Raw genomic sequence first — 21,095 nt, 5'->3', positions numbered from 1 at the left:
AAGCACCGGCGGACCGCAAGGCGGCGAAACCGACGCGGACGAAAGGCGAATCCGTGAGGTTTTAAAAAAGGACTCTCGAGGAAGAGCGTTTCAGGGCGACCAGCTCATTTCCAGTTCGATGTCACGGGGGGCTTCAATGTGAACAGACGTTTCCAGTGTCCGGCTTCCGCCCGGCGTCAACACAAGCTCACGGAGGCCGACGTTTGACTGCCCGTTGAAAAAGGCGGGCTCTCCATGGACAACCGACGTAATCCGTCGATCCCGTATTTGTGGGACAGGTTCCTCAACGACGACTCTGACCTCCTGGCTGCCTTTGTTTTGTATAAGCGTTCGCCAGTGCCAATCCAGATCCTGCTTCGCGGAAGGATTTTCCCCGGGGTCCCGTGGTTTCGACACCATCTTCACCTCTGAAAAAACAGAAGGATCGCTGCCGAAAAAGAGCGTTTTCCCCAGGCCGTAGAATTCGAAGTCCCGGATTCCCATCAGTTCGCCGTCCATTAGAAACAGAGCCGGACTTTGGGGAATCTCCATGGGTGACGGTGAGAGCACTTCCGCTCTGATGAGGGAGGATGGCTGAGAAAAAGGCCGGATGACGCGGCTGAATGTTGCAGGCCAATGCGCGCTGTCAACCCCAAGGATCTGTTTCTGTCCTTTCGGGAGGGAGTGTCGTCCCAGCGAGCGCACAGGAATCGCCATGGGTGTTCTGAGCGGCGCTGAAGGTCCGTTTCCTTCTTCCTTCCTGATGTTTTTACGCTTTCCAGCCTTTGAGGCGTCGAGTTTCCATTCCGGCGATTTTTCAGGGGTACCCGGGACCGGCACGGCGGTCTGACTGCCGAGGGACAGTTCCACATCGCTCCAATCCTGCGTGCTGTTCTGCCATACTTCGGCATCCCAGAAAAAATCGACCTGCCCTCGACTGGAAGTCCCTTCGAGGCGGTACCGAGGCGACCATCCGCAGTTCGGCAAGACATACGTGTACTTGAAGGATAAGATCCCCCGGCCGGGATTTGGGCCGGTGAGCATCAGGGTCAATTCCCTGTCTTCATCACCCTCTCCAGCGGCCTGCTTCATTTCGTCGGAAAGTTTCTTGATGCGCTGATCCAGGTTTTCGCATTCCCCTTCCAGGGTCATCTTTTCCAGCCAGGCCCTTTTTGTGTTGCGTGAAATGGCGGTCGACAAAATGGCGGCATCCCTCAGAGTCTTGGTCTTTGCCTTGGCCTGGGACGTCCAGAAGGAGATCTCCGCATCGAGCCCCTTGATCATTGCCGAATTCCGCATTCTCTCATCCTTGAGTTTCGCAAGCTGCTTCTGCATCGCGACGGCCTGTACACTCCCCGGCGGGTTGGCCGTGCGCCAGGAAAGGCCGGTGATTCTGAGACCGGGTTCTGATTCCGGCGAAATGGTCAAAGATTCCTGCGGCACCCGTCCGGGAAGGATCAGAACGGCCGTGGCCCTGCCCTTTTCGTCCAACCGGACCGGTACTCGGGAGCGTTCCGTTACCCGGGCAAAGCTGGGGAAAAGGGTTACCTCCACAGGCGTCGCGTGGACCATGCCAAGAGGAATCAGCAGCACGGCCAGTGTCATGACGGCGGCCCATGCGGCAGTCCTTCCACAGCGGATCATGTTTTCTCCCATGGTTTGCCCAACCTTTCATTTTGACGCCTGGGCGACATAAGCTGACGGATTTCCCACCCCTTGAGGAAGCGGTAATCGCCTTCGCCAAGATTTCCCAGCTGCAGGTCAGCAATGGCCGTCCGGATCAGCCTCAAAACCGGATGGCCCAGTTTTTCGAAGGCCCTGCGAATAACGCGGTTTCGTCCTTCACTGATGTTCAGGATCAGCCAGGAGCTCTTGGGGTTGATTTCATCGATCATTGCAGCATCGGGAACAAAGGTACCGTCTTCAAGATCCAGGCCATTCTGTAGCCGGCGGAATTCAGCGCCGGTCAGTCGGCCGGATATCTTGACCCTGTAGGTTTTGGAAACACGAAAGCGGGGATGTTGAATCTGCTGAGCAAAATGGCCGTCATTGGTCATCAGCAGAAGTCCCTCGGAATCATAATCCAGCCTCCCCACTGGGAAAAGACGGGCACCGAGCTCGGGAAGAAGGGAGATCACCGTGGGACGTTTCTGCGGATCGCTGAGCGTCGTGACGTATCCACGGGGTTTGTTCAGTGCGACATAGATCTTTGTTTCCTCCGCACAGATCAGCTTGCCGTCCACCCGGATCTCGTCGCGACCGATATCGGCCTTGAAGCCCAATTCCCGCACGGTTTCCGAATTAACGCTGACCCGCCCTTCCCGAATCATATCCTCGGCTTTCCGTCGGGAAGCAAGCCCCGAGCGGGCGATAATTTTCTGCAGCCTTTCTTCCATGACGGCACCCGTTTCATGCTTCAAATTTTTACGGCTTCACGTACTTCAGCCATCGTCGCCCGGGCGATTCCGGAGGCCCGAGCCGTTCCGTTCTCGATGATTTCCAAGACTTCCTTGATATGGCCGCGATAATATTCCTGTCGTTCATGAACGGTTTGAAGTCCCTCGGTGATCCGAGCCGCCAGGCGCTTTTTGCATTCAATACAGCCGATCCCGGCCCGCCGGCACTCAACATCGATTTCCCCGATGCTGGAATCGTCGGAATAAAGCTGATGAAAGCTGAAGACATTGCAGAGCTCGGGTCTTCCCGGATCGGACTTTCTTTGCCGCTGCGGATCCGTGAACATCGAGAGAATTTTTTTGTTCAGCTCGTTACCGGTATCGCTGATGTAAATGGAATTTCCGTAGGATTTGCTCATTTTCCGGCCGTCTATGCCCAGGAGTTTGGGAACGTCCGAAATCAGGGGTTCGGGAATTGGAAAGATTTCTCGGTAGAGAAAGTTGAATCGGCGGGCGATCTCCCGGGTGAGCTCCACGTGGGGCAGCTGATCAACCCCTACAGGGACGCCGTGGGCCTTGTAGATGATAATGTCCGCAGCCTGAAGGACGGGGTAACCCAGAAATCCAAACGTCGAAAGGTCCCGGTTCGACAATTCCTCCTTGATCTCCTTGTAGGTGGGATTCCGCTCCAGCCAGGGAAGGGGTGTGATCATGGAAAGCAGGAGGAAGAGTTCCGCATGTTCTATGATCCTGGATTGAACGAAGAGAGTGCTTTTCTCTGGATCGAGTCCGACGCTCAGCCAGTCGATGACCATATCGGTGACATTGTCCAGGATCTGCCCGGTGTCACTGTAATCGCTGGTCAGCGCGTGCCAGTCGGCCACGAAATAGAAACACTCGTAACGATCATCATTCTGAAGATTCACCCAGTTTTTCAGCGCACCGTGCAGGTTGCCAAGATGAAGCTTTCCCGTGGGCCTCATTCCACTCAATATTCGTTTTGTTGTCAAAGCGCTTCCCCTTCAGTTTTTCCGTCACTTATCAAAGATAAACCTTAAAGGCAAGAAGGCCCCGGAGATTCATTTCTCGAGGGCCTTCTCAACAGGTAAAAATGCTATAACACTATTTTACTTTATCTGATAATTCCTTTCCCGGCTTGAATTTGACAACCTTTTTGGCCGGAATCTTGATGGCTTTGCCTGTCTGGGGATTTCTGCCTTCCCGTGCTTTTCTCTTGACGACGGAGAAGGTTCCAAAGCCGACAAGCCCCAGTTTCCCGTTCTTCTTGAGTTCCCTGGCCACTACGCCAACATAGCTGGCCAGTGCTTTCGACGCTGACGCTTTTGTAATTCCCGCTTCTTCTGCAATTACTGAAATCAATTCCGCCTTCGTCATCTCTTCTCTCCCCCATTTCATTTTTTAATAAAACAGTTTGTTAAATCTACAAGAAATTACCATAAAATATTTACATGTTCAACTATAATTCGGGGTTTGCCGCGATTTCAACGTCGGAAATTCGACTCAGCAAGGAATTCAGAAGTTGTGTTTCCTCAAAAGTCCGTGGCTGCCTCGTTACCGGGAAGTCCCTTTTTCTTTAAAAGGAAAAAAAGGTTCCCGTTTTCCTTAAGGCTTCCTGCAACTCGTTCTGCGTCGGAACCGGTCCCGCAGAACAGGTCGACTCTTCCCGTACCCTTGATGGCCCCACCGGCATCCTGATTGAGGACAAACCTTGAAAAGGGGACCCAGTGCATTTTAGAGCCGTTCTCCGTAAATACAGGCTTCCGCGACTGAATCAATGCCAGGCCCCCCCGGGGGAAATATTTCGGATCCGTGGCGATGGAACGCCCTGCAGTCAGGCTCACATTGTGAGATCCGACATTTCCTCCTTCGAGCAACCGGAAAAAGACATAGCTCGGATTCATGTGCATCAGTTCGGCGCGCTCTCCGGGATGCTCCTGGAGATATCTCTTGACCGCCTCGTGGGACATTTCGTTTTTAGCTATTTTTCCCTGTTCGAACAAGACCTTTGCCAGGCCTCGAAAGGGGTGGCCGTTCGACCGGGCATAACCGACACGGATCGACTGCCCGTCCGGGAGCTCCATGATGCCCGATCCCTGGATATGGAGGAAAAACAGCTCAACGGAATCTTCCGCCCAGGCAATTTCCAGGTCCCGGCCCGAAAGGATGCCTTTACCGTCAATCTCTTCCCGCGTGTAATGAGGGATCACCTCTCCGCCGTAAAGGCGGCCCGTCAGCGTTTCGCCCATGTACCGGCTTTTAAATCTCCCCAGGTTGATCACCACCGTTTCTTCCGGAGGTCTGTAAATGGGGAAAGAAAAGGCCTCAGACCGTTCGAGGGAGCCCTTGATGATCGGTTCAAAATATCCGGTAAACAGAACCGTTCCCTTCTTGTCACGGCCGGCTGCCTGATAGAAATCAAAGCTGGCGGCGATCTTCTCTTTCAGCTCATCTTCGGAAGAGGAGTTCTGAAGAATTTTCTGGAACAACAAGAGGGTCTCTTTCAACTCATCGGCCGTGCAGGCGACGGGACCCATCGGGTGGCGGCTGTCCCGCGGAATGCGGCTGTAGAACAGAAGGCTCTGTTCAACCGCCGCCAGCAGGGAATCTCTCGATAGGTCATCCGTAAGCAGGGGGATATCTTCCGGTGCCAGGAGCGTCATGGACGAGGGATCGGGCTGAAGGATCTCAGGAAACGAGGGCTTCATCTCCCGGGCCGGGGGCGTCGGCGCTGCCGGTTTCGGCTTCTGCACGGGTTCCGGCTGCGGGGCCGGAATGGCGGGCTTGATTGCAGTCGGCGGTTTGGGCTCCTCGTCCCGTGGCTTTTGATGAGAGGCACAGCCTCCCAGGACGGACAGACAGAGGAAAAGTCCCAGGAGAAGAATGCCGTATCGTTGTTTGTTCATGTCCCCCTCGATATTCGACGTGGTTCGGAAATTACAGGTCGAGGACCATGGCGACTTCGTCGCAATAGTCCGGGTATTTGGAACAGCGGAAGCAATCCGTCCATATTTTTTCTGAAAGGGTTGAACGGTCAACGATCTTGAATCCCATCCTCGAAAAGAACTCCACCTGGAAGGTCAAGGTAAAGACGCGATACAGATCCAAGGTAATGGCTTCAGAAATGCAGGCCTCTACGAGGCGACGGCCGATCCCCTCTTTACGCCTCGACTCTTCGACAAAGAGGGAACGGATTTCCGCGAGATTTTCCCAGATGATGCTCATGGCACATATCCCGACCAGCGAATTGTGCTCTTCATCGATATAGACGAAAAAGTCCCGCAGGTTGCCGTAAATATCCATGAGGGAACGGGGCAGGATCTCCCCCTTTCCGGAAGAGATGTTGATCATCCGGTGAATCGTCTTGACATCGCCGATTCGAGCTTTCCGTAACATTTCCTACCTCCCCGACACACGTTCAAGCATTTCCCGGGCATGCCGTATCGTTGTTTCCGTCAGTTCCCGTCCCCCCAGCATCCGTGCGATTTCCTCAGACCGCTTCTCCTCGGAAAGCACTTCGATCCGCGTTATCGCCCTGGAATCCTCCTCGGTCTTGACCACACGGTAATGCCGGTCACCATAGCAGGCGATCTGGGGGAGATGGGTAATGCAGAGCACCTGGTGATTCCGGGCGACATCCCGCAGTTTGCTCCCTACAAGGTCCGCTGTTTCCCCGCCAATGCCGCTGTCCACTTCATCAAAGACAATGACGCCGACGGAGCCCACCTGAGCAAGAACCTTCTTCATGGCCAGCACGATCCGCGAAAGCTCCCCTCCGGAAGCGATTCTGCTCAGAGGCTTCGGTTCTTCGCCGATATTGGCGGTAAGGTAGAATTCGACCCGATCGATTCCCCGTTCGTCAAAGGAAGAACGGAAATCCCCACCCGCCTCATGGAAGACAACTTCAAAGACCGCGCCCTCCATGTGCAGGCTCTGCAGCTCCTCGACGACGGCGTTCGAGAGAACCTCCGCCGTGCTCCGTCGCGCCGAAGAAAGCTCCCGTGCCTTCTCATCCATTCGGAGCTCCAATTCCCGAAGGGTCGCATTCTCCTTCTCCAGGTCCTCTTCCAGGGAGAACAGATCCGCCAGGCTTTTCTCCAACTCGTCCTGCCTTGTCAGCACGCCTTCGAGGCTGCCACCGTACTTTCTCTTCAGGCGGCTCAATACCTCAAGCCTCTCTTCGATCTCTGCGAGCGACTCCGGATCGGGCGACAGGCCCTGGGCGTAGTTCCGCAGGGCAGAGGCCGCTTCCTCCAGGGAATAATAAACCGCCTCCAGATCCGGTTCAGAAATCTTCAGAGAGGGGTCGATCCTTTGGATTTCCCGGACACAGGCCATCACGTCCTTCAGGGTTGACAGGACGGAGTCTTCCCGGTCATAGAGCAGCCCATAGGCATGGCCCGAGATGCTCAAAAGTTTCTGAACGGAAAGGAGCGCCTGCCTCTGGGCAGACAGCCGATCGTCCTCCCCGGAGGCTATCCCGGCCTGACGGATTTCTGCAAGCTGATACCGTGCGAGTTCCTCCTGTTCCGATCGCCTTTTTTTCGCTTCGGTCCGTTTCGAAATCCTCAGCTGAAGATCCTTACAGCTTCTGAACATCCTGCCGTATTCATGACGGAGGGGATCGAGTCCGCCAAAGGCGTCAAGCAGATCCAGGTGGCAATCGGAATTCAGCAGGATGGAGTGTTCTCGCTGACTGCAGATGTTCATCAGCGATTCACCAATTCTGTTCAGGAGATTCAGTGTCGACAACGTGCCATTGAGATAAACCCTGTTTTTCCCGGTGTGCGAAATCACTCTTCGGATGACGAGTTCGCTGTCCACGTCAAGACCGGCCGCCACAAGCATTTCCTGGACGGAGCTTCCCTGTTCCAGCTCAAAGAGGGCCTCAACCTCTGCTGTATCGGCCCCTGAACGAATGCTCAGCGTCGAGGCCCTGTCACCCAGAAGAAGTCCAATGGCCCCGACAACAATGGACTTTCCGGCGCCGGTTTCCCCGGTCAGAATGTTGAGGCCGTCGCCGAAGGAAATTTGCAGGGCATCAATGAGGGCAAAATTGCGGATGTTCAGTTGCACCAGCATCCTGTCTGCTTACCGGCTTATGGAGGGCAGCCGGCCCCATCCCAGCTTGGACCTGAGAATCTCCAGGTAATTCCTGTTCGCGGAGGAAACCAGGGTGGTAACGTAACGGGATTTGCGGACGATCAACGTATCCCCTGATTTCAGGGTAACGGACTCCTGCCCGTCCAGATCTACGCTCACCCCTTCCTCTTCCGACCAGACTTTTACGCTGATGGTGATGCTGCTGGGGAGGATGATCGGCCGGTTGGTCAGGGTGTGGGGACAGATGGGATTGACAATGATGACGTTCTGTGAAGGAAAGACGATGGGACCGCCGGCGGAGAGGGAATAGGCCGTCGAACCCGTCGGAGTACTGACAATGAGGCCGTCTGCCCGGAAAGTCGTCAGATAGGAACCGTCTATCGCGGTCTCCATATCGATGATCCGGGTGAGGTTTCCCCTGGTGATGACCACATCGTTGAGCACGGTATATTCACAGGAGGTCTTTCCGTCCCGCACCACCTCCATGTCGAGCATCATCCGGTCTTCCGTAGCGTATTCCCCCCGGAGAATGCGCTCCAGCGAAGGGTACATCTCATTGAGGTTGATCTCCGTGAGATAGCCGAAGGTTCCCAGGTTGATGCCCACGATGGGGATCGTGAACTGCCGGACGGACCGGGCTGCCCGCAGCATCGCGCCATCTCCCCCCAGAACAACCAGCAGGTCCACCAGGGCGGCAAGCTTCTGCCGCTCCAGTCCGCAGGTCTCTCCCAGGGCCGCTGCGATTTCAGAATCGAGAAATACCTCGATTCCCTGCTCCTGCAGCCACTTCTTCAGGCCGGACGAACATCCCAGAGCCGTTTCTTTTCGAATATTGGCGATGATCCCGACTTTATTAATCCGCTTGCCGCCCGGCATTTCTCCGCCTCACTTTGATGGCCTTCCCATTTCCAGCTCCACGCTGCGTCTCGGGTTCCTGACCTTTCAACGTCCGGATGTCAAGGGCAGACGGTCGGCAACAAGTCCGCCGGTGCGGTGGGCGCATGGATATGGGGCTGCAAAAAACGATATTTGCCTAACACAAATTGCCGGGAGTGTCCACGACATAATTATACAGGCTATTCTCCTTGACAAGGCTCCTTCCGATACGATAGGTTCCCCTATTCTCTTTTGCGGCATCTTCTTTTCCGAAACCAGGATGGTTTCAACAGGGCGGAACACAGGAAAAGCGGCCTCGGGGGGCTGTTCGACCGGTGGCCTTTGAATCCACATAAATAGAACTTCTGAGAGGATGAGATGACTGCCGCCATGGTGGCTTATGGGACTGCTCAAAGGAACCGTTTCCTTTTCTCTTTACCGTCTGGAAGGATCGTTGCCGGCATCGGCGGACGAATTTATTCATCAGCAGCTGAAGGCCTTCGCCTTCCGCTCCAGCGCCCCGGCCTCGGAAGAGAAGGCCATTGGCTGGACCAGTCTTGAAAATGTCCTCGATACGGACTTCGAAGGCGCAAAATATATCTGGGGAGATTACCTGATGCTGACGCTTCGCATCGACAGGAAAACCGTCCCCCCTTCCCTCCAAAGAATCCGTCTTCTGGAAGCGGAGCAGGATTTCCTTTCTGAAACGGGGCAGAAGAGAATTTACCGTGAGCAGCGGGAAGACCTCCGGGAGAGGGTTCATCTCGAACTTTTCAGCAAGGCCCAGCCGGTTCCCGCCTTTTATGAATTCTGCTGGTCCGTGTCACAGAAATCGCTGATTCTGTGCAGCCTTTCGGAGAAGGTGATCGACGATTTCCAGGATTTTTTCAAACAGACCTTCTCCCTGTCTGTCTATCCCTACACACCCTGGGATCCGCTCTGGCTCGATGAAGAGTCGGCAAATCGGCTTTCCCTGGCGGAACGGGCCGCCCTCGCTGATGCCCCTGAAACGGCGGGCCTGCAGGCCGTCGACCGGACCTCCATGGGTCGTGAATTCCTTACCTGGCTCTGGTTTAAAAGTGAGGAAAGAAACGGATCGGTCTACGTTCCGGGAACGGGCGATGTGGAACTGATCCTCGTTCGCCGGCTGGTCCTGGAGTCGGGCGACGGGGAATATGCCGAAACGGTGGTCTGTCAGGGGATGCATGCGGATCTCACGGAGGGCAGAGAGGCCCTGCGGCAGGGGAAGAAAATCAAGGAAGCCAGGATCAAGCTCGAAAAGGACGGGGATGCCTGGGAATTCACTCTGAAGGCGGACCGCTTCCACTTTCAGTCCCTGAAACTTCCCGTTATGACCGACTGGATGGAGGACTCGGAAGACAGGGACGGTGCGGTTCTGGAACGCATCTATCTGGTGGAAGGGGCGACGAAAATCATGGTTTCCCTGTTCAGGGTATTTCTGGAAATCCGCCTTTCTCCCCGCTGGCTCTCTTTGGAGTCTCCCCGGATTGCAAACTGGCTGGAGCAGTAGATCGGCATTGCGGTCGATGGTTGTTTGACCCTGATCCTCGTCAGGAGGCAGGGCGCCTGGAAGGTGGACGTAAGGCATCCGCTGAAAGACGAGCTACCCGCCAGGCAGGAGAGAGGACACTTCGCGAATGCCCTAACGGCAATTACGCCTCATCCCACTCGCGCATGACCTTCAGCTTGGCTTTTTTCTCTTCCTGCTTGTGAATTGGGCGAAAGGAATATTCAATCCTGCCGCGTGACGCTTCATTGTATTCCAGGGAAAGGTCCAGTTCCGCACCGGCCCAGTAATAGGTTTCCGTTTCATCCCGGCTTACCGATACGCCCTCGCCATAACTTTCGAAAAAGATTTCTTTCAGCCTGGCGAAATTTTCATGGGACTCGATCTGGACATGGACTCGGTACAGGCGATGCCGAAAAAAATAATATATGATATCGTCTACCTCCACGTGAGCCATCTTCAGGCGGTCATTGTCCAGGCGGTAGGCGCTGACGTCCCCGTCATCGCTGATTTTCGTAAAGTTCCGGCCGGTCAGGCTTTCCAGTCGCTGCCCCCAGAGGATTCCCCGAAAGCCCATTGGCTCGTTTGGAAAGGCATCCATTCTCTTCCCCCTTTTTTCCTTTTTGTTCATCCACCGGCTGTTCGGTAGCAGCGCGGAAGCCCCTCTATCCCTACATCTTCCAGAGAGACCGTTACTTCAGGAACCCCTGGATGATACGGTTCACGGCGTCGTCATAGCTCAGCCCAAGGCTCATGAGCTTCATGAGCTGTTCGTTGGCGATCTTGCCGATGGAGGCTTCGTGGGTCAGCTCGGCGTCCGGATGCATGGCCTTCAGAGCGGGGATGGTTTCATTGGTGCCGTTGTCCATGATTATGGCGTCGCATTCGATGTGTCCGAAGCACTTCGCCAGGGCTTCAATGGTTGCGTAGAAATTCTGCTTTGAATCGCCTTTGATCACGGAGCGGGAGATCATATTCGCCCTGCTGTCGGTTCCTGCCAGTTTGATGTCGTTTCTCGAAATGGCCGTCTGGCCCTTCTCCGTCAGGACCCTTTCCATGATCATCAACATGCTGGAGGCCTCAAGAGTGGCCTCATTGAGGCGGTCGGCCTCATCTACGCCTCCGATCTGGGTAAGTTCCATTTCCACCTGGGCGCCTTCCTCGAGAAATACTTTTGTCGTGGGGTTGAGGGAACGCTTTCCAGATCCCTTTCCCGCCGCGTAATGCTTCTCGACATACTTCACCCTGGCCCCACGACCTACCCGGAATTCATGAATGCCCGCATGCCCCTCGGGGCTTTCCGTCCCGCAGTGGATTCCGCAGCCGGCCACGATGGTGACGTCCGCATTTTCCCCGATGAGGAAAGAGTTGTATACCACATCATAGAGCCCGGCCTGGCTCAGGATCACCGGAATATGCACGGATTCGTTGACGGTTCCCGGGGCGATCGCGACGACGATCCCTGTGCCGTCGGCGTTGCTGTCGATCGATATGTTGGCGCTGTTAGCCCGCGTCAGCAGTTTCCCGTTTTTACGGATATTATAGGCGCCCTTCGGGATATCCTCCAGATCGGCGACGGCTTTTAAAAGTTCCTTATCTAAAGCATCTAGCATTCTGGTCGTCTCCTTCGCAGCAGCTTTTGAAATTACAGATACTCATGTCGTTCAGCAGGTTCATCGCTTCACCCAGAACCCCTTTAAAAACAATCCGGCCTCCGTTGATGATGAGGATCTCGTCGGCAGCTTCCAGAAAGACCTTGTTGTGGCTGACGACAATGGTTGTCGTCCCGTAGTTCTTCTGTTCCCGCTTCAGAAGATCCACCATTGGCCCGATCGTCCACAGATCAATCCCCGTATCCGGTTCATCGTAGATGGCCAGTTTCGGATTGCGCGCAATGGTGGTTGCAAGTTCGATCTTCTTGATCTCTCCTCCGGAAAGTTTTGCGTCCACAATCTTGTCGAGAAAGTCCAGGGGACAGATCCCTACCCGCATGAGCAGTGAAACGAGCTGTTCTTCCTCCTCGATGCCCGTTGCCAGGTTCAGGAGCTCCCGAAAGGTGATTCCCTTGAAGCGGGCCGGATGCTGAAAGCTGTATGCGATCCCGGCCTTGGCCCGGTCCGTAATGGAAAGATTGGTGATATCCTGGCCATCAAAGAGAATGGATCCCGAAGAGGCTGGATTGATTCCCATGATCAGTTTGGCGAGAGTGGTCTTTCCGCTCCCGTTCGGGCCGGTAATGGCGTAGAACTTTCCCTTCTCGAACGTGAAATTGATCCCCCTGATGATCTCCCGTTTTTCCCCCCCTTCGGGTCCGTCATCCCCATCCACCGCAAAGTGCAAATTCCGGAGTTCCAGCATGGCAGGCAACCTTTCGTTATCCTGAAAAGATATTTAAAATGCGAGGTTCATGACACAGTTGGTTCTATCTTATTGAAAAATTCCTCAAAGTCAACAGACAAAACCGTTATGCCCTGCAGGGCCCTCATGCAGCTCTTTCTTACAGGACTCCGGAAAGGCGGTTGAGGAAACAAGGCGCCTTCGGAGAAAACGAGGCCCTCAGAAGCCTGGACGGTCCGAACACAAAACGCGTCCTAAAGATAGGTGCGCCCGCCCATATACCGGCTTTCGTAGAATCGGCTGGAAAGGGTGTCGACTCTGATGGTTTTTCCCCGTCCGGGAGCGTGGATGAACTTTCCCTTCCCGATGTAGATCCCCACGTGAGAGATGGGATGCTTTTTCCCGTTGGCGAAAAAAACGAGATCGCCCTTCTGCAGGGAGTTCCTGTTCGCCAGCTCCCCGACGGCATATTGTTCCCGCGACGTGCGGGGAAGATCGAGTCCGTTGAGCTGATAAACCGCCATGACCAGCCCGCTGCAATCGAAACCTTCTTCGGGGGTCGTGCCTCCCCAGAGATAGGGAACCCCGATGAACTCTCCCGCCGTTTTGATCAGCTGTTCACGAAGATAGTCGTCTCCCAGAGAGGTGCGCCTGGCAACGGCATATTCCTCGGGGCTGACGATGTAGAATTCCTCGATGACACCGGCCGTCCTGAGCGTTTCCGCTTTCTGCAGGGCGGCACGCTTGATGGCGAAGTTTCCGAAGCGCACCTTGTAAAGACCGGCGGAGGATACGAAGTAGTAGGCGTCCAGGCCTTGAAGGCGGAGGCGGTCCGTCATCCTGGCGGCGTTTGCCACATTGGAAAAGGCTCCGGCCTGAATGGTGAAGCCCAGATAGGCCGCCTTTTTCTTTGCCGCAGGCCATGGCCGCACCTCCGGCCGGGAAGGAGCCGCTGAGTGTCCTCCGCAGGAGGCAAGAAAGGAAATGCAGAAAAGAAGGATGAAAAAGACCCCAAGAGCCCTTCTTCGGCGCATTTCAACTTCCAAAACAGACTTCCTGTTCGCCTTTTCCTTCATCGCCTACTTTTTTTAAAATGATCTTTGTCTGGGTCAAAAGCTAACAGATTGTCAAATCATGCTCAAGTTAATTGTCAACGGTTCTCATACCCCCAGAGCCCCCGTAAATGAACCGCCGACACGATACAGCCGTTTCATGGTTTGTCTTGATTCAGGTGAATGTCCCGATTCGGCCAGCTTTTTCTCTTACGCCTGACGTGCCCGAATTTTCTGACGGCAGAAATTGATTCTCTTCAATTCATGTCTATTTTTAAGTTATTCCGTCTGATCTGTCTGTTCGCTGTTGACCTGCGGACGCCCCCTTCTCTTTATAAGATTACCCTCAGTCCTAAGGCTTAACCCTTAGGAGCAGCTCAGTGTATTTTAATAATGTAATTAAGATCTTTCCTGATTGTTGGTTTTTTTGCGATCCGTATAATCGGACCAAAAGTTGACAGAGGCAACAAATAGCACGGCAGAGGGACTGCAGAACACTGAACGTCAAAACGATTAACCGAAAGGATGGGACCCATGGACTTAGAAACCATAGCAAAGCTTCTTAACATTCCCAATTACAAGGTGGCCAGGATTATTCAGATCAATTCACGATCCATCCACATGCAGGTTGAGCCGATCGATCCGGGAACGCCGGTCTGCTCCGGTTGTGGATCCACCCACAGCGCAGCGGTTCACAGCATGGGAAGCATGACTGTTCAGGATCTGCCCCTTTGCGGCAGGCGTGTTTTCCTTCAGGTGCCAAAGAGAAAAATCATGTGCGACCGCGATAAGAAAATCCGGGTGGAAAGCCTGGAGTGGATCAGCGGCCGTTTCACGAAGCGCTTTGCCGAAGAGATCCTCCGCCTCACGACGGTGACAAGCTACCGGGGAGCAGGCTGGTACCTGGAAGTGGATGACGAGACGATTCACCGCATGGATCGGAGGAAGAAAACGGGAGCGTCGGCCTCTTCATCCCGCAGGGCCAGAAGCCCGGAGACCGGCGGATACAAGGCCGGCTCCTATTCCCAGGCGTCCCTCAAGGAACAGATGCTTTAGCGGAAGGAACAACGAATGGCGCGCGCTCCAGTCAGGCCCGCTGAAACAAGGCGAACTGGAGCTTTTAAGGACGGGGGGGCGATAAGTGCCATCGCGGCATATCGTCCATCCGGAGAATCCCCATCGCGTAAAGGGCTGCGCGGGCACGGGCACATGTCCGGTCCGTTTCCAGCCCTTCCCTGCAGGAGATGCCCACTGGATTTTTCTTCAGACGATCGCCCGCCTGCCTTCAACAATCGTGCTGAAGGCCTTTCGGATGCCGGCGTAGCGCTGACCAACAGGCTTCACGATTCTCAGGTTTCCGTGCAACAAAGCCTTGGCGTCTCTTCCAGCAGACGGGTCATGTCCTCCTTCGTTCCTATGGTGATGCGGACAAAATCTCGGATTCCCTCCACGTTGAAATAGCGGACCAGAATCCCTCGATTCTTGAGAGTCTCGTAAATATACTGTCCCGAAAGCCCTGTTTTGCGGGCAAAGACAAAATTCGCCCTGGAAGGCAGAACCTCCCAGCCCTGCGCATGAAGCGCATCCGAGAAAAAAGTCCGGGTCTCAACGATCCGGGATGTTTTTTCTGCAATCCACTCTTCGTCCTCCATGGCGATCTCGCCGATGGACTGTGTCAGTCGGCCGACCGTGTAGGAGTTGAAGGAATCCTTCGTCGTGAAAAGGGCCCGGATCAGATCCGGATTCCCGAAAGCGTATCCGAGCCTCAGACCTGCCAGTGAAAAGCTTTTGGAGCACGTCCTTGTGACGATGAGGTTTTCGTAATCGGCAATCATTCCAATGGCGCTTTGAGCACCGAAATCGACATAAGCCTCGTCGATGACGACAACCCGGTCTGAAGGATAGCGGTCCATCAGCGCCCTTATCCTGTCCAGTTCAAGGGCAACGCCTGTGGGCGCGTTGGGATTGGGAAAGATGATCCCGCAGGAAGGCTCCCCACCGTTTTCGATCATGGCCTCAAGATCCACGGAAAAATCCGGACGGAGGGGAATCCTCCGGTAGGGAACTTCATAAAAGTCACAGTAAACGGGGAAAAAACTGTACGTGAATTCCGGAAAGAGAAGCCTGCCGTACCGGCCGTCGAAAAAGGCGTACCAGACAAAGCTCAGGACTTCGTCGGAACCGTTTCCCACAAAAATGTGATCCTCGGACAGTCCATACTTCCCGGCCATTTTCCGGCGCAGGTTCAGCGACCAGGGATCTGGATAGAGGCGTAGCAGCGCCGGGTCGAATTCCCGCAGAAAAGCCTCGATGCGCGGAGACGGGGGATAAGGGCTCTCGTTGGTGTTGAGCTTCAGATACGAGCGGTCCCGTGGCTGTTCGCCCGGGACATAAGGGGTCAGGGACTTCAATCGTCGGGAAAACATGAGTCATCCTTCCTGGTCGGAACAGAGGACCAGCGGTCAATTACAAATCGGTGGGCCTCCTCCGGGGTTTTGATCGATCCGTTGAGCTGAGCCTCCTCCACGATGCGCAGCACCTTCCCGATGAGGGCTCCCTGAGGAAGGCCCATCTCCAGGAGATCCTTTCCGGAAAGCAGCCGAGGAAGCGTTCTCAGCTCATCGGCCCATTCCGCCTGCTTTTTCCGGCAATATTCATAGGATTCCAAGCTCCCATGGCTTGCCAGACAATCCAGGCGATGAAGTTCAAGATGGAGATCAAAACCGGTTTTCAGCAGAAAACGCTTCAACCGGCTGGGACGCATATTCTGCACATTCATGAAATTCATATGAAAGCGGATGAGATCCAGGATCGTTTCCCCGTCCGCCCGGGAAAATCTCAGACGGTGCAGGATGCTCTCCCCGAGAACACATCCCTGCCTGGCGTGGCCGAAGAAATGAATGCCGCTGTCGTCTTCTGTCTGCGTATCCGCCTTGCCTACGTCATGCAGGAGAACTCCCCAGGCGAGGCGGGCATCGGCGGGGCAACGCATCAGATCGAGCATTGTTACCGTGTGGGTCCAGACATCCCCTTCGGGATGATGCTTCGGAGGCTGCCGCACCCCCCGCAGGGCATCCACTTCAGGCAGAACCTGCGCAAGCAGGCTGCAGTCCGCGAGCAGCCGCATGCCATAACCCGCCCCGCCCCGGGTCAGTAGGAAGGTCAGTTCATCTGCAATACGTTCGGCGCTTACGGTCAGGATTTCGGCAGCATGATCCGAAATGGCCTGCCATGTGTTCTCTTCGATGGCAAAGCCGAGATTGGAGGCAAATCGCACGGCCCGGAGCATCCTCAGCGGATCTTCGGCAAAGCGGTCTTCGGGACTGCCCACGGCACGGATCAGTCTCCGCTTCAGGTCGTCCCGGCCCCCCACCTCATCGACAATCCGACCCGTTTCCGGATCCATCAGCAGGGCATTGACCGTAAAGTCCCTTCTGCGGACGTCTTCCCGATAACCGTGAGGGGATCGGTAGGTTGCCACCTGATAGGTGTTCCCCCTTTCAATAACCAGGAGAACGCCGAATCGAATCCCCACGGCGGCCGTATGGGAAAAGAGATTCCGCATTGCTTCCGGAGAGGCGGAGGTCACGATGTCGTAGTCAACCGCTTCCTCGCCGCGCAGAAAATCGCGGACACAGCCGCCCACCAGCCAGGCCTCATACCCGGCGCTCTTCAGTCGGCGGACAATGCCGGCAGCCCCTTCGAGGCTTGGAGCGGAATATCCTTTTTCACTGGCGATGGGCATCCTTTTTCCCAAGCTTGATGGCGCAGAACTCACCGCACATGGTGCAGCCCTCCTCCTTCGCGCTTTCGCTCCGTTCCAGCCATGACCGGCTGCGTCCGGGATCGATGGAAAGTTCGATCTGACCTTCCCAGTTGAATTCGCTGCGATGCTTCGCCATCAGAGCATCCTTCTCCATGGCTCCGGGGTAGCCCTTGGCGATATCCGCAATATGAGCGGCAATCCGGGAGGCCATGATCCCTTCGTGGACGTCTTCCAGGTTCGGAAGACGCAGATGCTCCGAAGGGGTCACATAGCAGAGGAAATCCGCCCCGGCAGCCCCGGCAAGGGCTCCGCCTATTGCCGCGGTAATGTGGTCGTATCCCGGGGCGATGTCCGTCGGCAGAGGCCCCAGAACATAAAACGGGGCTCCTTCGCAGAGGCTTTTCTGCAGGGAGATGTTCGCTTCAATCTGGTAATAGGGAACGTGTCCCGGACCCTCAATCATGACCTGAACATCCTGCATGCGCGCCCTTCGGCACAGTTCCCCGAGAACGATGAGTTCCTGTACCTGGCCCCGGTCCGTCGCGTCGGCCAGGCATCCAGGACGGAGACCGTCACCCAGGCTGAGGACCATGTCGTAGCGGCGTGCTATTTCCAACAGACGGTCGTATTGGGCGTAAAGGGGATTTTCGGAATCGTTGTAATCCATCCAGCGAGCCGTAATGGAACCGCCCCGGCTGACGATGCCCAGCAGGCGGCCCTGGGCCTCGATCCGCCCCACGCTTTCGCGTGTCACCCCGCAATGAACGGTAATGAAATCCACGCCATCCTCGCCGTTTTCTTCAATGGCCTGGAACAGATCATCCGCCGTCATTTCCATGATGGACTTGCGGCGATTCATGGCATTCGCCGCCGCCGAGTAGATGGGAACCGTTCCCACCGCCATGGGGGAGGCTTTCATGATGGCCTGGCGAATCGACCGGATATCTCCACCCGTGGAAAGATCCATCAGGGCGTCTGCGCCCGACGCCGCACAGGCCTCAACTTTCTTCAGTTCAAGAGCTACGTCTGCATGATCCTGAGACGTTCCGATATTGGCGTTGATTTTTGTGCGAAGCCCCCTGCCCACGGCCAGAGGAACAATACTGTTGTGAAGGTTGTTGCGGATGACGACAATGCTCCCCTCCTCGACCCCCCGTCGGATAACTTCCGGTGTAACCCCTTCCTTATCCGCACACAATTTCATTTCCTCGGTGGCTATCCCCAGTCTGGCCGCTTCCAACTGCGTCATCGTTTCCTTCTTTCCTCCTTAAAAAAACGCATCATCGATTTCCAGCACGGAATCGAATCTCTCCTATGCCCGGTCTGCACGAATGTATTCCGTCGCTGCCATCGATTCACAAACGTCATGGCTTCCCCAACGACCGTTGCCGCGCCCGCCGTTCCTCACGGAATATCATCTTTGATCGATAAATGGAAGAAGCGGGTCGAGGGCATCAAAAAGGGGGCGGCATGATTCGTGGGTCCGTGTCCCTGCCCGATATGCCAGGCAAAGCGGATCACCTTGGAGATATAGGCCTTCGCTTCCCGGATCGATTCGAGCAGTGATGTTCCCCGCGCAAGGGCGGTGGCAATGGCAGCGGAATATGTGCAGCCAGTCCCGTGGCAGTCCGTTGTGGCTATGCGCTCGGACGTGAATTCGTAGAACCTGCTGCCATCAAAAAGAATATCAGTGGCCGGGCCAGTCAGATGGCCTCCCTTGACGATCACGTTGGGAACACCCAGTTCCCGGATGTTCCGGGCTGCTTTCTTCATGTCCTCGACGGAGCCGATGGCCATGCCGGCGAGAACCTCAGCTTCCGGCACGTTGGGCGTCACGACGAGCGCGAGGGGAATAAGTTCCGAAACCAGGCTGTCCAGGGCTTCATCCCTGATAAGCCGCACTCCGCCCTTGGCCACCATGACCGGATCGACGACTAGCCGTTCAATTCCGTATCGGCGGATTTTCGCTGCAACGGCGCGAATGACGGCGGAGTTGACCAGCATGCCTGTCTTGGCGGCATCAACGCCGATGTCGGTTGCAACGGAATCAAACTGCTGTTCGATGAAGGGGATCGGCACTTCGAAGATGCCCTGAACGCCCAGGGTGTTCTGTGCCGTCAAGGCCGTGATGACACTCATCCCGAAACCGCCCAGTACGGTAATGGTCTTCAGGTCCGCCTGAATGCCCGCCCCTCCGCCGGAGTCCGATCCTGCGATGGTAAGGACGCGGGCCGGTTTTCTTTCCATCGTCTTCTCAGGCTCCTTCCGGGAAATGCCCCTTGCGGTAATAATGGATGACAAGAAGAATTCCATCGGCCAGTGAAATGAATCCCCGCTGGTCTGTCAGAACATTGCTGATCCCGTAGGGACGGCCGATTTCCATGGCGTTGTTTTCCAGGGGGTAGGCAAAGCCTCTCAGGGTGATCCCCGTCACCGCCGAAGAAAAAGGAAAAAGGGACACGGTCTGGCCTGCTTCTCCTTCCAGGACGCAGGAATCGCGAATCATGAGAATCTCGCACCATTCGTCAACAAGCCGTGTGGGGACCCCCTGATCCAGGGCGATTTTAAGAATGGACAGGTTGGCCAGGGTGTGATCGATCCGGCCACCCATTGCGCCGAAAATCCGGATCTCCTCGGGTTCCAGGGACAGGGCGTACTGCAGCGCAAGCTGTGTGTCTGTCTCATCCTTTTCCGGGGGATAACCGGATATTCTCGTTCCCCGCCGGACAAGATCCTCCGCCGTCTCTGGATCAAGGGAATCCATGTCGCCGATCACCACTTCCGGATCCACGTCGATCCTCAGGCAGTGTGCGGCCCCCACGTCGGCACAGATGATCCTGCATGGATCCAGATCGGAAATCCTCTTCCGGAACCAGGAATAATCGCGAATCTGACCGCCACAAATCACCGCGGCTCTCTTTTTCATGTTTCCTCTTCGTGCGGGTAAGACACGTCACTTTTTCGAAGACTCTACGTTCCTGTCCCTTCCCGTTGTCGATTCAAGATCGATCTTGAAAATCCTGCAGGCGTTTTGCGCCGTCATCTGTGCCAGCGCCTCAAAGGGCATGTTCTTGAGCTCCGCCACCCTCATCGCCGTGTATTTCACAAAGGCGGATTCATTTCGTTTTCCCCGATGGGGTTCCGGCGTCAGAAACGGGGCGTCCGTTTCAACCAGAAGCGATTCGGCGGGGACACGGCGGACGACATCGCGCAGGGTGTCTGATTTGGGAAAGGTGACCGTTCCCGGAATGGAGATATAAAAACCCAAATCCAGGCATTTCCGGGCCATGGCATAGTCGCCGGAAAAGCAGTGGATGACGCCTCTCCCGGAGCCCTTCCACGCGGACAGGAGCTCCATCGTTTCCCGATGGGCCTCCCGATCGTGAATCACAACGGGAAGGTTCAAGTCTTCCGCCAGTTCCAGCTGCTCCCCGAACCGACGGATCTGCACCTCTCTCGGAGAACGATTCTTGAAAAAATCCAATCCGATTTCGCCGTAGGCGACGACCTTGGGTCTCGCCGCCAAATCGAGCATGCGGTCATACGTCTTCGGGTCAATCCTCTTGACTTCATGGGGATGAATTCCCACCGCTGCGTAGACGCACTCGTACTGCGAGGCGATTTCCACCGCTTTGCAAGCGTCGTCAAGATCCGTTCCAATGGTGACAATGGCGGCAACCCCGGCTTCCTTCGCCCGGGCGATGACGTCCTTCCGGTCGTCATCAAAGTCCTTCATCTCAAGGTGAGCATGAGAGTCAATCATCATGTCGCTCGTTTTCCGACTCCTCTGTAATCTCCACGATGATCTCTTCCATGTTATCCGATACATCGGGAAGAGAATCCGTGTATGCCCTGAGTTCCTCGGGAGAAATATCCCTGTGCATCAGCATTTTGTCCAGAATTCTCCGGTCAATCTCTCCCCGAACGCCTTCCAACCTTTTTTCCATGTACAAAACCTCCGTCATCAGCCATCCTGAGCCCGTATTTTCGGCTGTTTTCTATAATATTTTTTACATTTCCGCAACTTATTCCTCTAACGT

General features: G+C 55.4%; 21 protein-coding genes. 2 read left to right on the top strand and 19 right to left on the bottom strand.

The window, feature by feature from the left end; translation table 11 throughout:
• Nucleotides 1–90: 90 nt before the first annotated feature.
• The 8 genes from ACJ77P_RS07400 to ACJ77P_RS07365 form a co-directional block, all read right to left on the bottom strand.
• Nucleotides 91–1,635, bottom strand: coding sequence for a DUF4139 domain-containing protein (locus tag ACJ77P_RS07400; protein WP_408997889.1), 1,545 nt, complete (start codon nucleotides 1,633–1,635; stop codon nucleotides 91–93).
• Nucleotides 1,620–2,375, bottom strand: a complete 756-nt coding sequence (locus ACJ77P_RS07395; RefSeq protein ID WP_367359226.1) for a pseudouridine synthase — start codon at nucleotides 2,373–2,375, stop codon at nucleotides 1,620–1,622. The genes ACJ77P_RS07400 and ACJ77P_RS07395 overlap by 16 nt, the downstream gene beginning before the upstream one ends.
• A 20-nt stretch (nucleotides 2,376–2,395) precedes the next feature.
• Complete coding sequence (gene trpS / locus ACJ77P_RS07390; protein WP_367359227.1) at nucleotides 2,396–3,385, bottom strand: tryptophan--tRNA ligase; 990 nt, start codon at nucleotides 3,383–3,385, stop codon at nucleotides 2,396–2,398.
• 112 nt (nucleotides 3,386–3,497) lie between these two features.
• Nucleotides 3,498–3,770: an HU family DNA-binding protein gene (locus tag ACJ77P_RS07385; RefSeq protein ID WP_093883399.1), complete on the bottom strand. Its 273-nt coding sequence runs from the start codon at nucleotides 3,768–3,770 to the stop codon at nucleotides 3,498–3,500.
• Between the two features lie 155 nt (nucleotides 3,771–3,925).
• Nucleotides 3,926–5,299, bottom strand: coding sequence for a murein transglycosylase A (locus ACJ77P_RS07380; RefSeq protein WP_408997888.1), 1,374 nt, complete (start codon nucleotides 5,297–5,299; stop codon nucleotides 3,926–3,928).
• 31 nt (nucleotides 5,300–5,330) lie between these two features.
• Entirely contained in the window at nucleotides 5,331–5,789 is a 459-nt protein-coding gene (locus tag ACJ77P_RS07375; RefSeq protein WP_367359229.1) for an N-acetyltransferase, read from the bottom strand.
• Between the two features lie 3 nt (nucleotides 5,790–5,792).
• The gene (gene recN / locus ACJ77P_RS07370) at nucleotides 5,793–7,475 is read right to left on the bottom strand and encodes a DNA repair protein RecN (RefSeq protein WP_408997887.1); all 1,683 of its coding nucleotides are present in this window, start codon (nucleotides 7,473–7,475) and stop codon (nucleotides 5,793–5,795) included.
• A gap of 9 nt (nucleotides 7,476–7,484) precedes the next feature.
• On the bottom strand, nucleotides 7,485–8,372 hold the full coding sequence (locus ACJ77P_RS07365) for an NAD(+)/NADH kinase (protein ID WP_367359231.1): 888 nt from the start codon (nucleotides 8,370–8,372) through the stop codon (nucleotides 7,485–7,487).
• A 400-nt stretch (nucleotides 8,373–8,772) separates the two neighbouring features.
• On the opposite strand from ACJ77P_RS07365, the gene rdgC reads away from it, so the two are divergent.
• A complete protein-coding gene (gene rdgC, locus ACJ77P_RS07360; RefSeq protein WP_408997886.1) occupies nucleotides 8,773–9,903 on the top strand; it encodes a recombination-associated protein RdgC in 1,131 nt (376 codons plus the stop codon).
• A gap of 142 nt (nucleotides 9,904–10,045) precedes the next feature.
• Here the strand turns inward: rdgC and ACJ77P_RS07355 are convergent, their stop codons facing one another.
• From ACJ77P_RS07355 to ACJ77P_RS07340, 4 genes are all read right to left on the bottom strand, one after another.
• Nucleotides 10,046–10,501: a hypothetical protein gene (locus tag ACJ77P_RS07355; RefSeq protein WP_408997885.1), complete on the bottom strand. Its 456-nt coding sequence runs from the start codon at nucleotides 10,499–10,501 to the stop codon at nucleotides 10,046–10,048.
• Between the two features lie 91 nt (nucleotides 10,502–10,592).
• Nucleotides 10,593–11,513 carry a SufD family Fe-S cluster assembly protein gene (locus ACJ77P_RS07350; protein WP_367359234.1) on the bottom strand — a complete coding sequence of 307 codons (921 nt, stop codon included), beginning with the start codon at nucleotides 11,511–11,513 and terminating at the stop codon, nucleotides 10,593–10,595.
• A complete protein-coding gene (locus ACJ77P_RS07345) occupies nucleotides 11,494–12,258 on the bottom strand; it encodes an ABC transporter ATP-binding protein (protein WP_367359235.1) in 765 nt (254 codons plus the stop codon). The genes ACJ77P_RS07350 and ACJ77P_RS07345 overlap by 20 nt, the downstream gene beginning before the upstream one ends.
• A 233-nt stretch (nucleotides 12,259–12,491) precedes the next feature.
• Complete coding sequence (locus tag ACJ77P_RS07340; RefSeq protein ID WP_408997884.1) at nucleotides 12,492–13,271, bottom strand: C40 family peptidase; 780 nt, start codon at nucleotides 13,269–13,271, stop codon at nucleotides 12,492–12,494.
• A 552-nt stretch (nucleotides 13,272–13,823) separates the two neighbouring features.
• Between ACJ77P_RS07340 and ACJ77P_RS07335 the strand changes: the two genes are divergently transcribed.
• Nucleotides 13,824–14,345, top strand: a complete 522-nt coding sequence (locus tag ACJ77P_RS07335) for a transposase family protein (protein ID WP_367359237.1) — start codon at nucleotides 13,824–13,826, stop codon at nucleotides 14,343–14,345.
• Between the two features lie 293 nt (nucleotides 14,346–14,638).
• Here the strand turns inward: ACJ77P_RS07335 and hisC are convergent, their stop codons facing one another.
• From hisC to ACJ77P_RS07300, 7 genes are all read right to left on the bottom strand, one after another.
• A complete protein-coding gene (hisC, locus tag ACJ77P_RS07330) occupies nucleotides 14,639–15,715 on the bottom strand; it encodes a histidinol-phosphate transaminase (RefSeq protein WP_408997883.1) in 1,077 nt (358 codons plus the stop codon).
• Entirely contained in the window at nucleotides 15,697–17,034 is a 1,338-nt protein-coding gene (locus ACJ77P_RS07325) for a CCA tRNA nucleotidyltransferase (RefSeq protein ID WP_408997882.1), read from the bottom strand. Before ACJ77P_RS07325 ends, hisC begins: the two co-directional genes overlap by 19 nt.
• Entirely contained in the window at nucleotides 17,018–18,304 is a 1,287-nt protein-coding gene (thiC, locus tag ACJ77P_RS07320; RefSeq protein ID WP_408997881.1) for a phosphomethylpyrimidine synthase ThiC, read from the bottom strand. The genes ACJ77P_RS07325 and thiC overlap by 17 nt, the downstream gene beginning before the upstream one ends.
• A gap of 155 nt (nucleotides 18,305–18,459) precedes the next feature.
• Nucleotides 18,460–19,302: a bifunctional hydroxymethylpyrimidine kinase/phosphomethylpyrimidine kinase gene (gene thiD / locus ACJ77P_RS07315; protein WP_367359241.1), complete on the bottom strand. Its 843-nt coding sequence runs from the start codon at nucleotides 19,300–19,302 to the stop codon at nucleotides 18,460–18,462.
• A gap of 7 nt (nucleotides 19,303–19,309) precedes the next feature.
• Nucleotides 19,310–19,981, bottom strand: coding sequence for a thiamine diphosphokinase (locus ACJ77P_RS07310; protein ID WP_408997880.1), 672 nt, complete (start codon nucleotides 19,979–19,981; stop codon nucleotides 19,310–19,312).
• Nucleotides 19,982–20,008: 27 nt separating this feature from the next.
• Entirely contained in the window at nucleotides 20,009–20,821 is an 813-nt protein-coding gene (locus ACJ77P_RS07305; RefSeq protein ID WP_367359243.1) for a TatD family hydrolase, read from the bottom strand.
• Nucleotides 20,811–21,002 carry a hypothetical protein gene (locus ACJ77P_RS07300; RefSeq protein WP_367359244.1) on the bottom strand — a complete coding sequence of 64 codons (192 nt, stop codon included), beginning with the start codon at nucleotides 21,000–21,002 and terminating at the stop codon, nucleotides 20,811–20,813. The genes ACJ77P_RS07305 and ACJ77P_RS07300 overlap by 11 nt, the downstream gene beginning before the upstream one ends.
• Nucleotides 21,003–21,095 lie beyond the last annotated feature (93 nt).

The organism is Syntrophus buswellii (assembly GCF_046097065.1).
GTDB lineage: Bacteria > Desulfobacterota > Syntrophia > Syntrophales > Syntrophaceae > Syntrophus > Syntrophus buswellii.
Note: the sequence above shows the minus strand (reverse complement) of the source record. Positions and strands in the feature narration are given on the sequence as shown.

Coding starts and splice junctions, on each gene's coding strand:
- ACJ77P_RS07385 (WP_093883399.1), bottom strand. CDS start 3,770: ATGACGAAGGCGGAATTGATTTCAGTAATTGCAGAAGAAGCGGGAATT.
- hisC (WP_408997883.1), bottom strand. CDS start 15,715: ATGTTTTCCCGACGATTGAAGTCCCTGACCCCTTATGTCCCGGGCGAA.
- thiC (WP_408997881.1), bottom strand. CDS start 18,304: ATGACGCAGTTGGAAGCGGCCAGACTGGGGATAGCCACCGAGGAAATG.
- ACJ77P_RS07305 (WP_367359243.1), bottom strand. CDS start 20,821: ATGATGATTGACTCTCATGCTCACCTTGAGATGAAGGACTTTGATGAC.
- ACJ77P_RS07400 (WP_408997889.1), bottom strand. CDS start 1,635: ATGGGAGAAAACATGATCCGCTGTGGAAGGACTGCCGCATGGGCCGCC.
- ACJ77P_RS07300 (WP_367359244.1), bottom strand. CDS start 21,002: ATGGAAAAAAGGTTGGAAGGCGTTCGGGGAGAGATTGACCGGAGAATT.
- ACJ77P_RS07365 (WP_367359231.1), bottom strand. CDS start 8,372: ATGCCGGGCGGCAAGCGGATTAATAAAGTCGGGATCATCGCCAATATT.
- ACJ77P_RS07335 (WP_367359237.1), top strand. CDS start 13,824: ATGGACTTAGAAACCATAGCAAAGCTTCTTAACATTCCCAATTACAAG.
- ACJ77P_RS07395 (WP_367359226.1), bottom strand. CDS start 2,375: ATGGAAGAAAGGCTGCAGAAAATTATCGCCCGCTCGGGGCTTGCTTCC.
- ACJ77P_RS07340 (WP_408997884.1), bottom strand. CDS start 13,271: ATGCGCCGAAGAAGGGCTCTTGGGGTCTTTTTCATCCTTCTTTTCTGC.
- ACJ77P_RS07345 (WP_367359235.1), bottom strand. CDS start 12,258: ATGCTGGAACTCCGGAATTTGCACTTTGCGGTGGATGGGGATGACGGA.
- ACJ77P_RS07355 (WP_408997885.1), bottom strand. CDS start 10,501: ATGGATGCCTTTCCAAACGAGCCAATGGGCTTTCGGGGAATCCTCTGG.
- recN (WP_408997887.1), bottom strand. CDS start 7,475: ATGCTGGTGCAACTGAACATCCGCAATTTTGCCCTCATTGATGCCCTG.
- thiD (WP_367359241.1), bottom strand. CDS start 19,302: ATGGAAAGAAAACCGGCCCGCGTCCTTACCATCGCAGGATCGGACTCC.
- ACJ77P_RS07375 (WP_367359229.1), bottom strand. CDS start 5,789: ATGTTACGGAAAGCTCGAATCGGCGATGTCAAGACGATTCACCGGATG.
- ACJ77P_RS07310 (WP_408997880.1), bottom strand. CDS start 19,981: ATGAAAAAGAGAGCCGCGGTGATTTGTGGCGGTCAGATTCGCGATTAT.
- ACJ77P_RS07325 (WP_408997882.1), bottom strand. CDS start 17,034: ATGCCCATCGCCAGTGAAAAAGGATATTCCGCTCCAAGCCTCGAAGGG.
- rdgC (WP_408997886.1), top strand. CDS start 8,773: ATGGGACTGCTCAAAGGAACCGTTTCCTTTTCTCTTTACCGTCTGGAA.
- ACJ77P_RS07350 (WP_367359234.1), bottom strand. CDS start 11,513: ATGCTAGATGCTTTAGATAAGGAACTTTTAAAAGCCGTCGCCGATCTG.
- ACJ77P_RS07380 (WP_408997888.1), bottom strand. CDS start 5,299: ATGAACAAACAACGATACGGCATTCTTCTCCTGGGACTTTTCCTCTGT.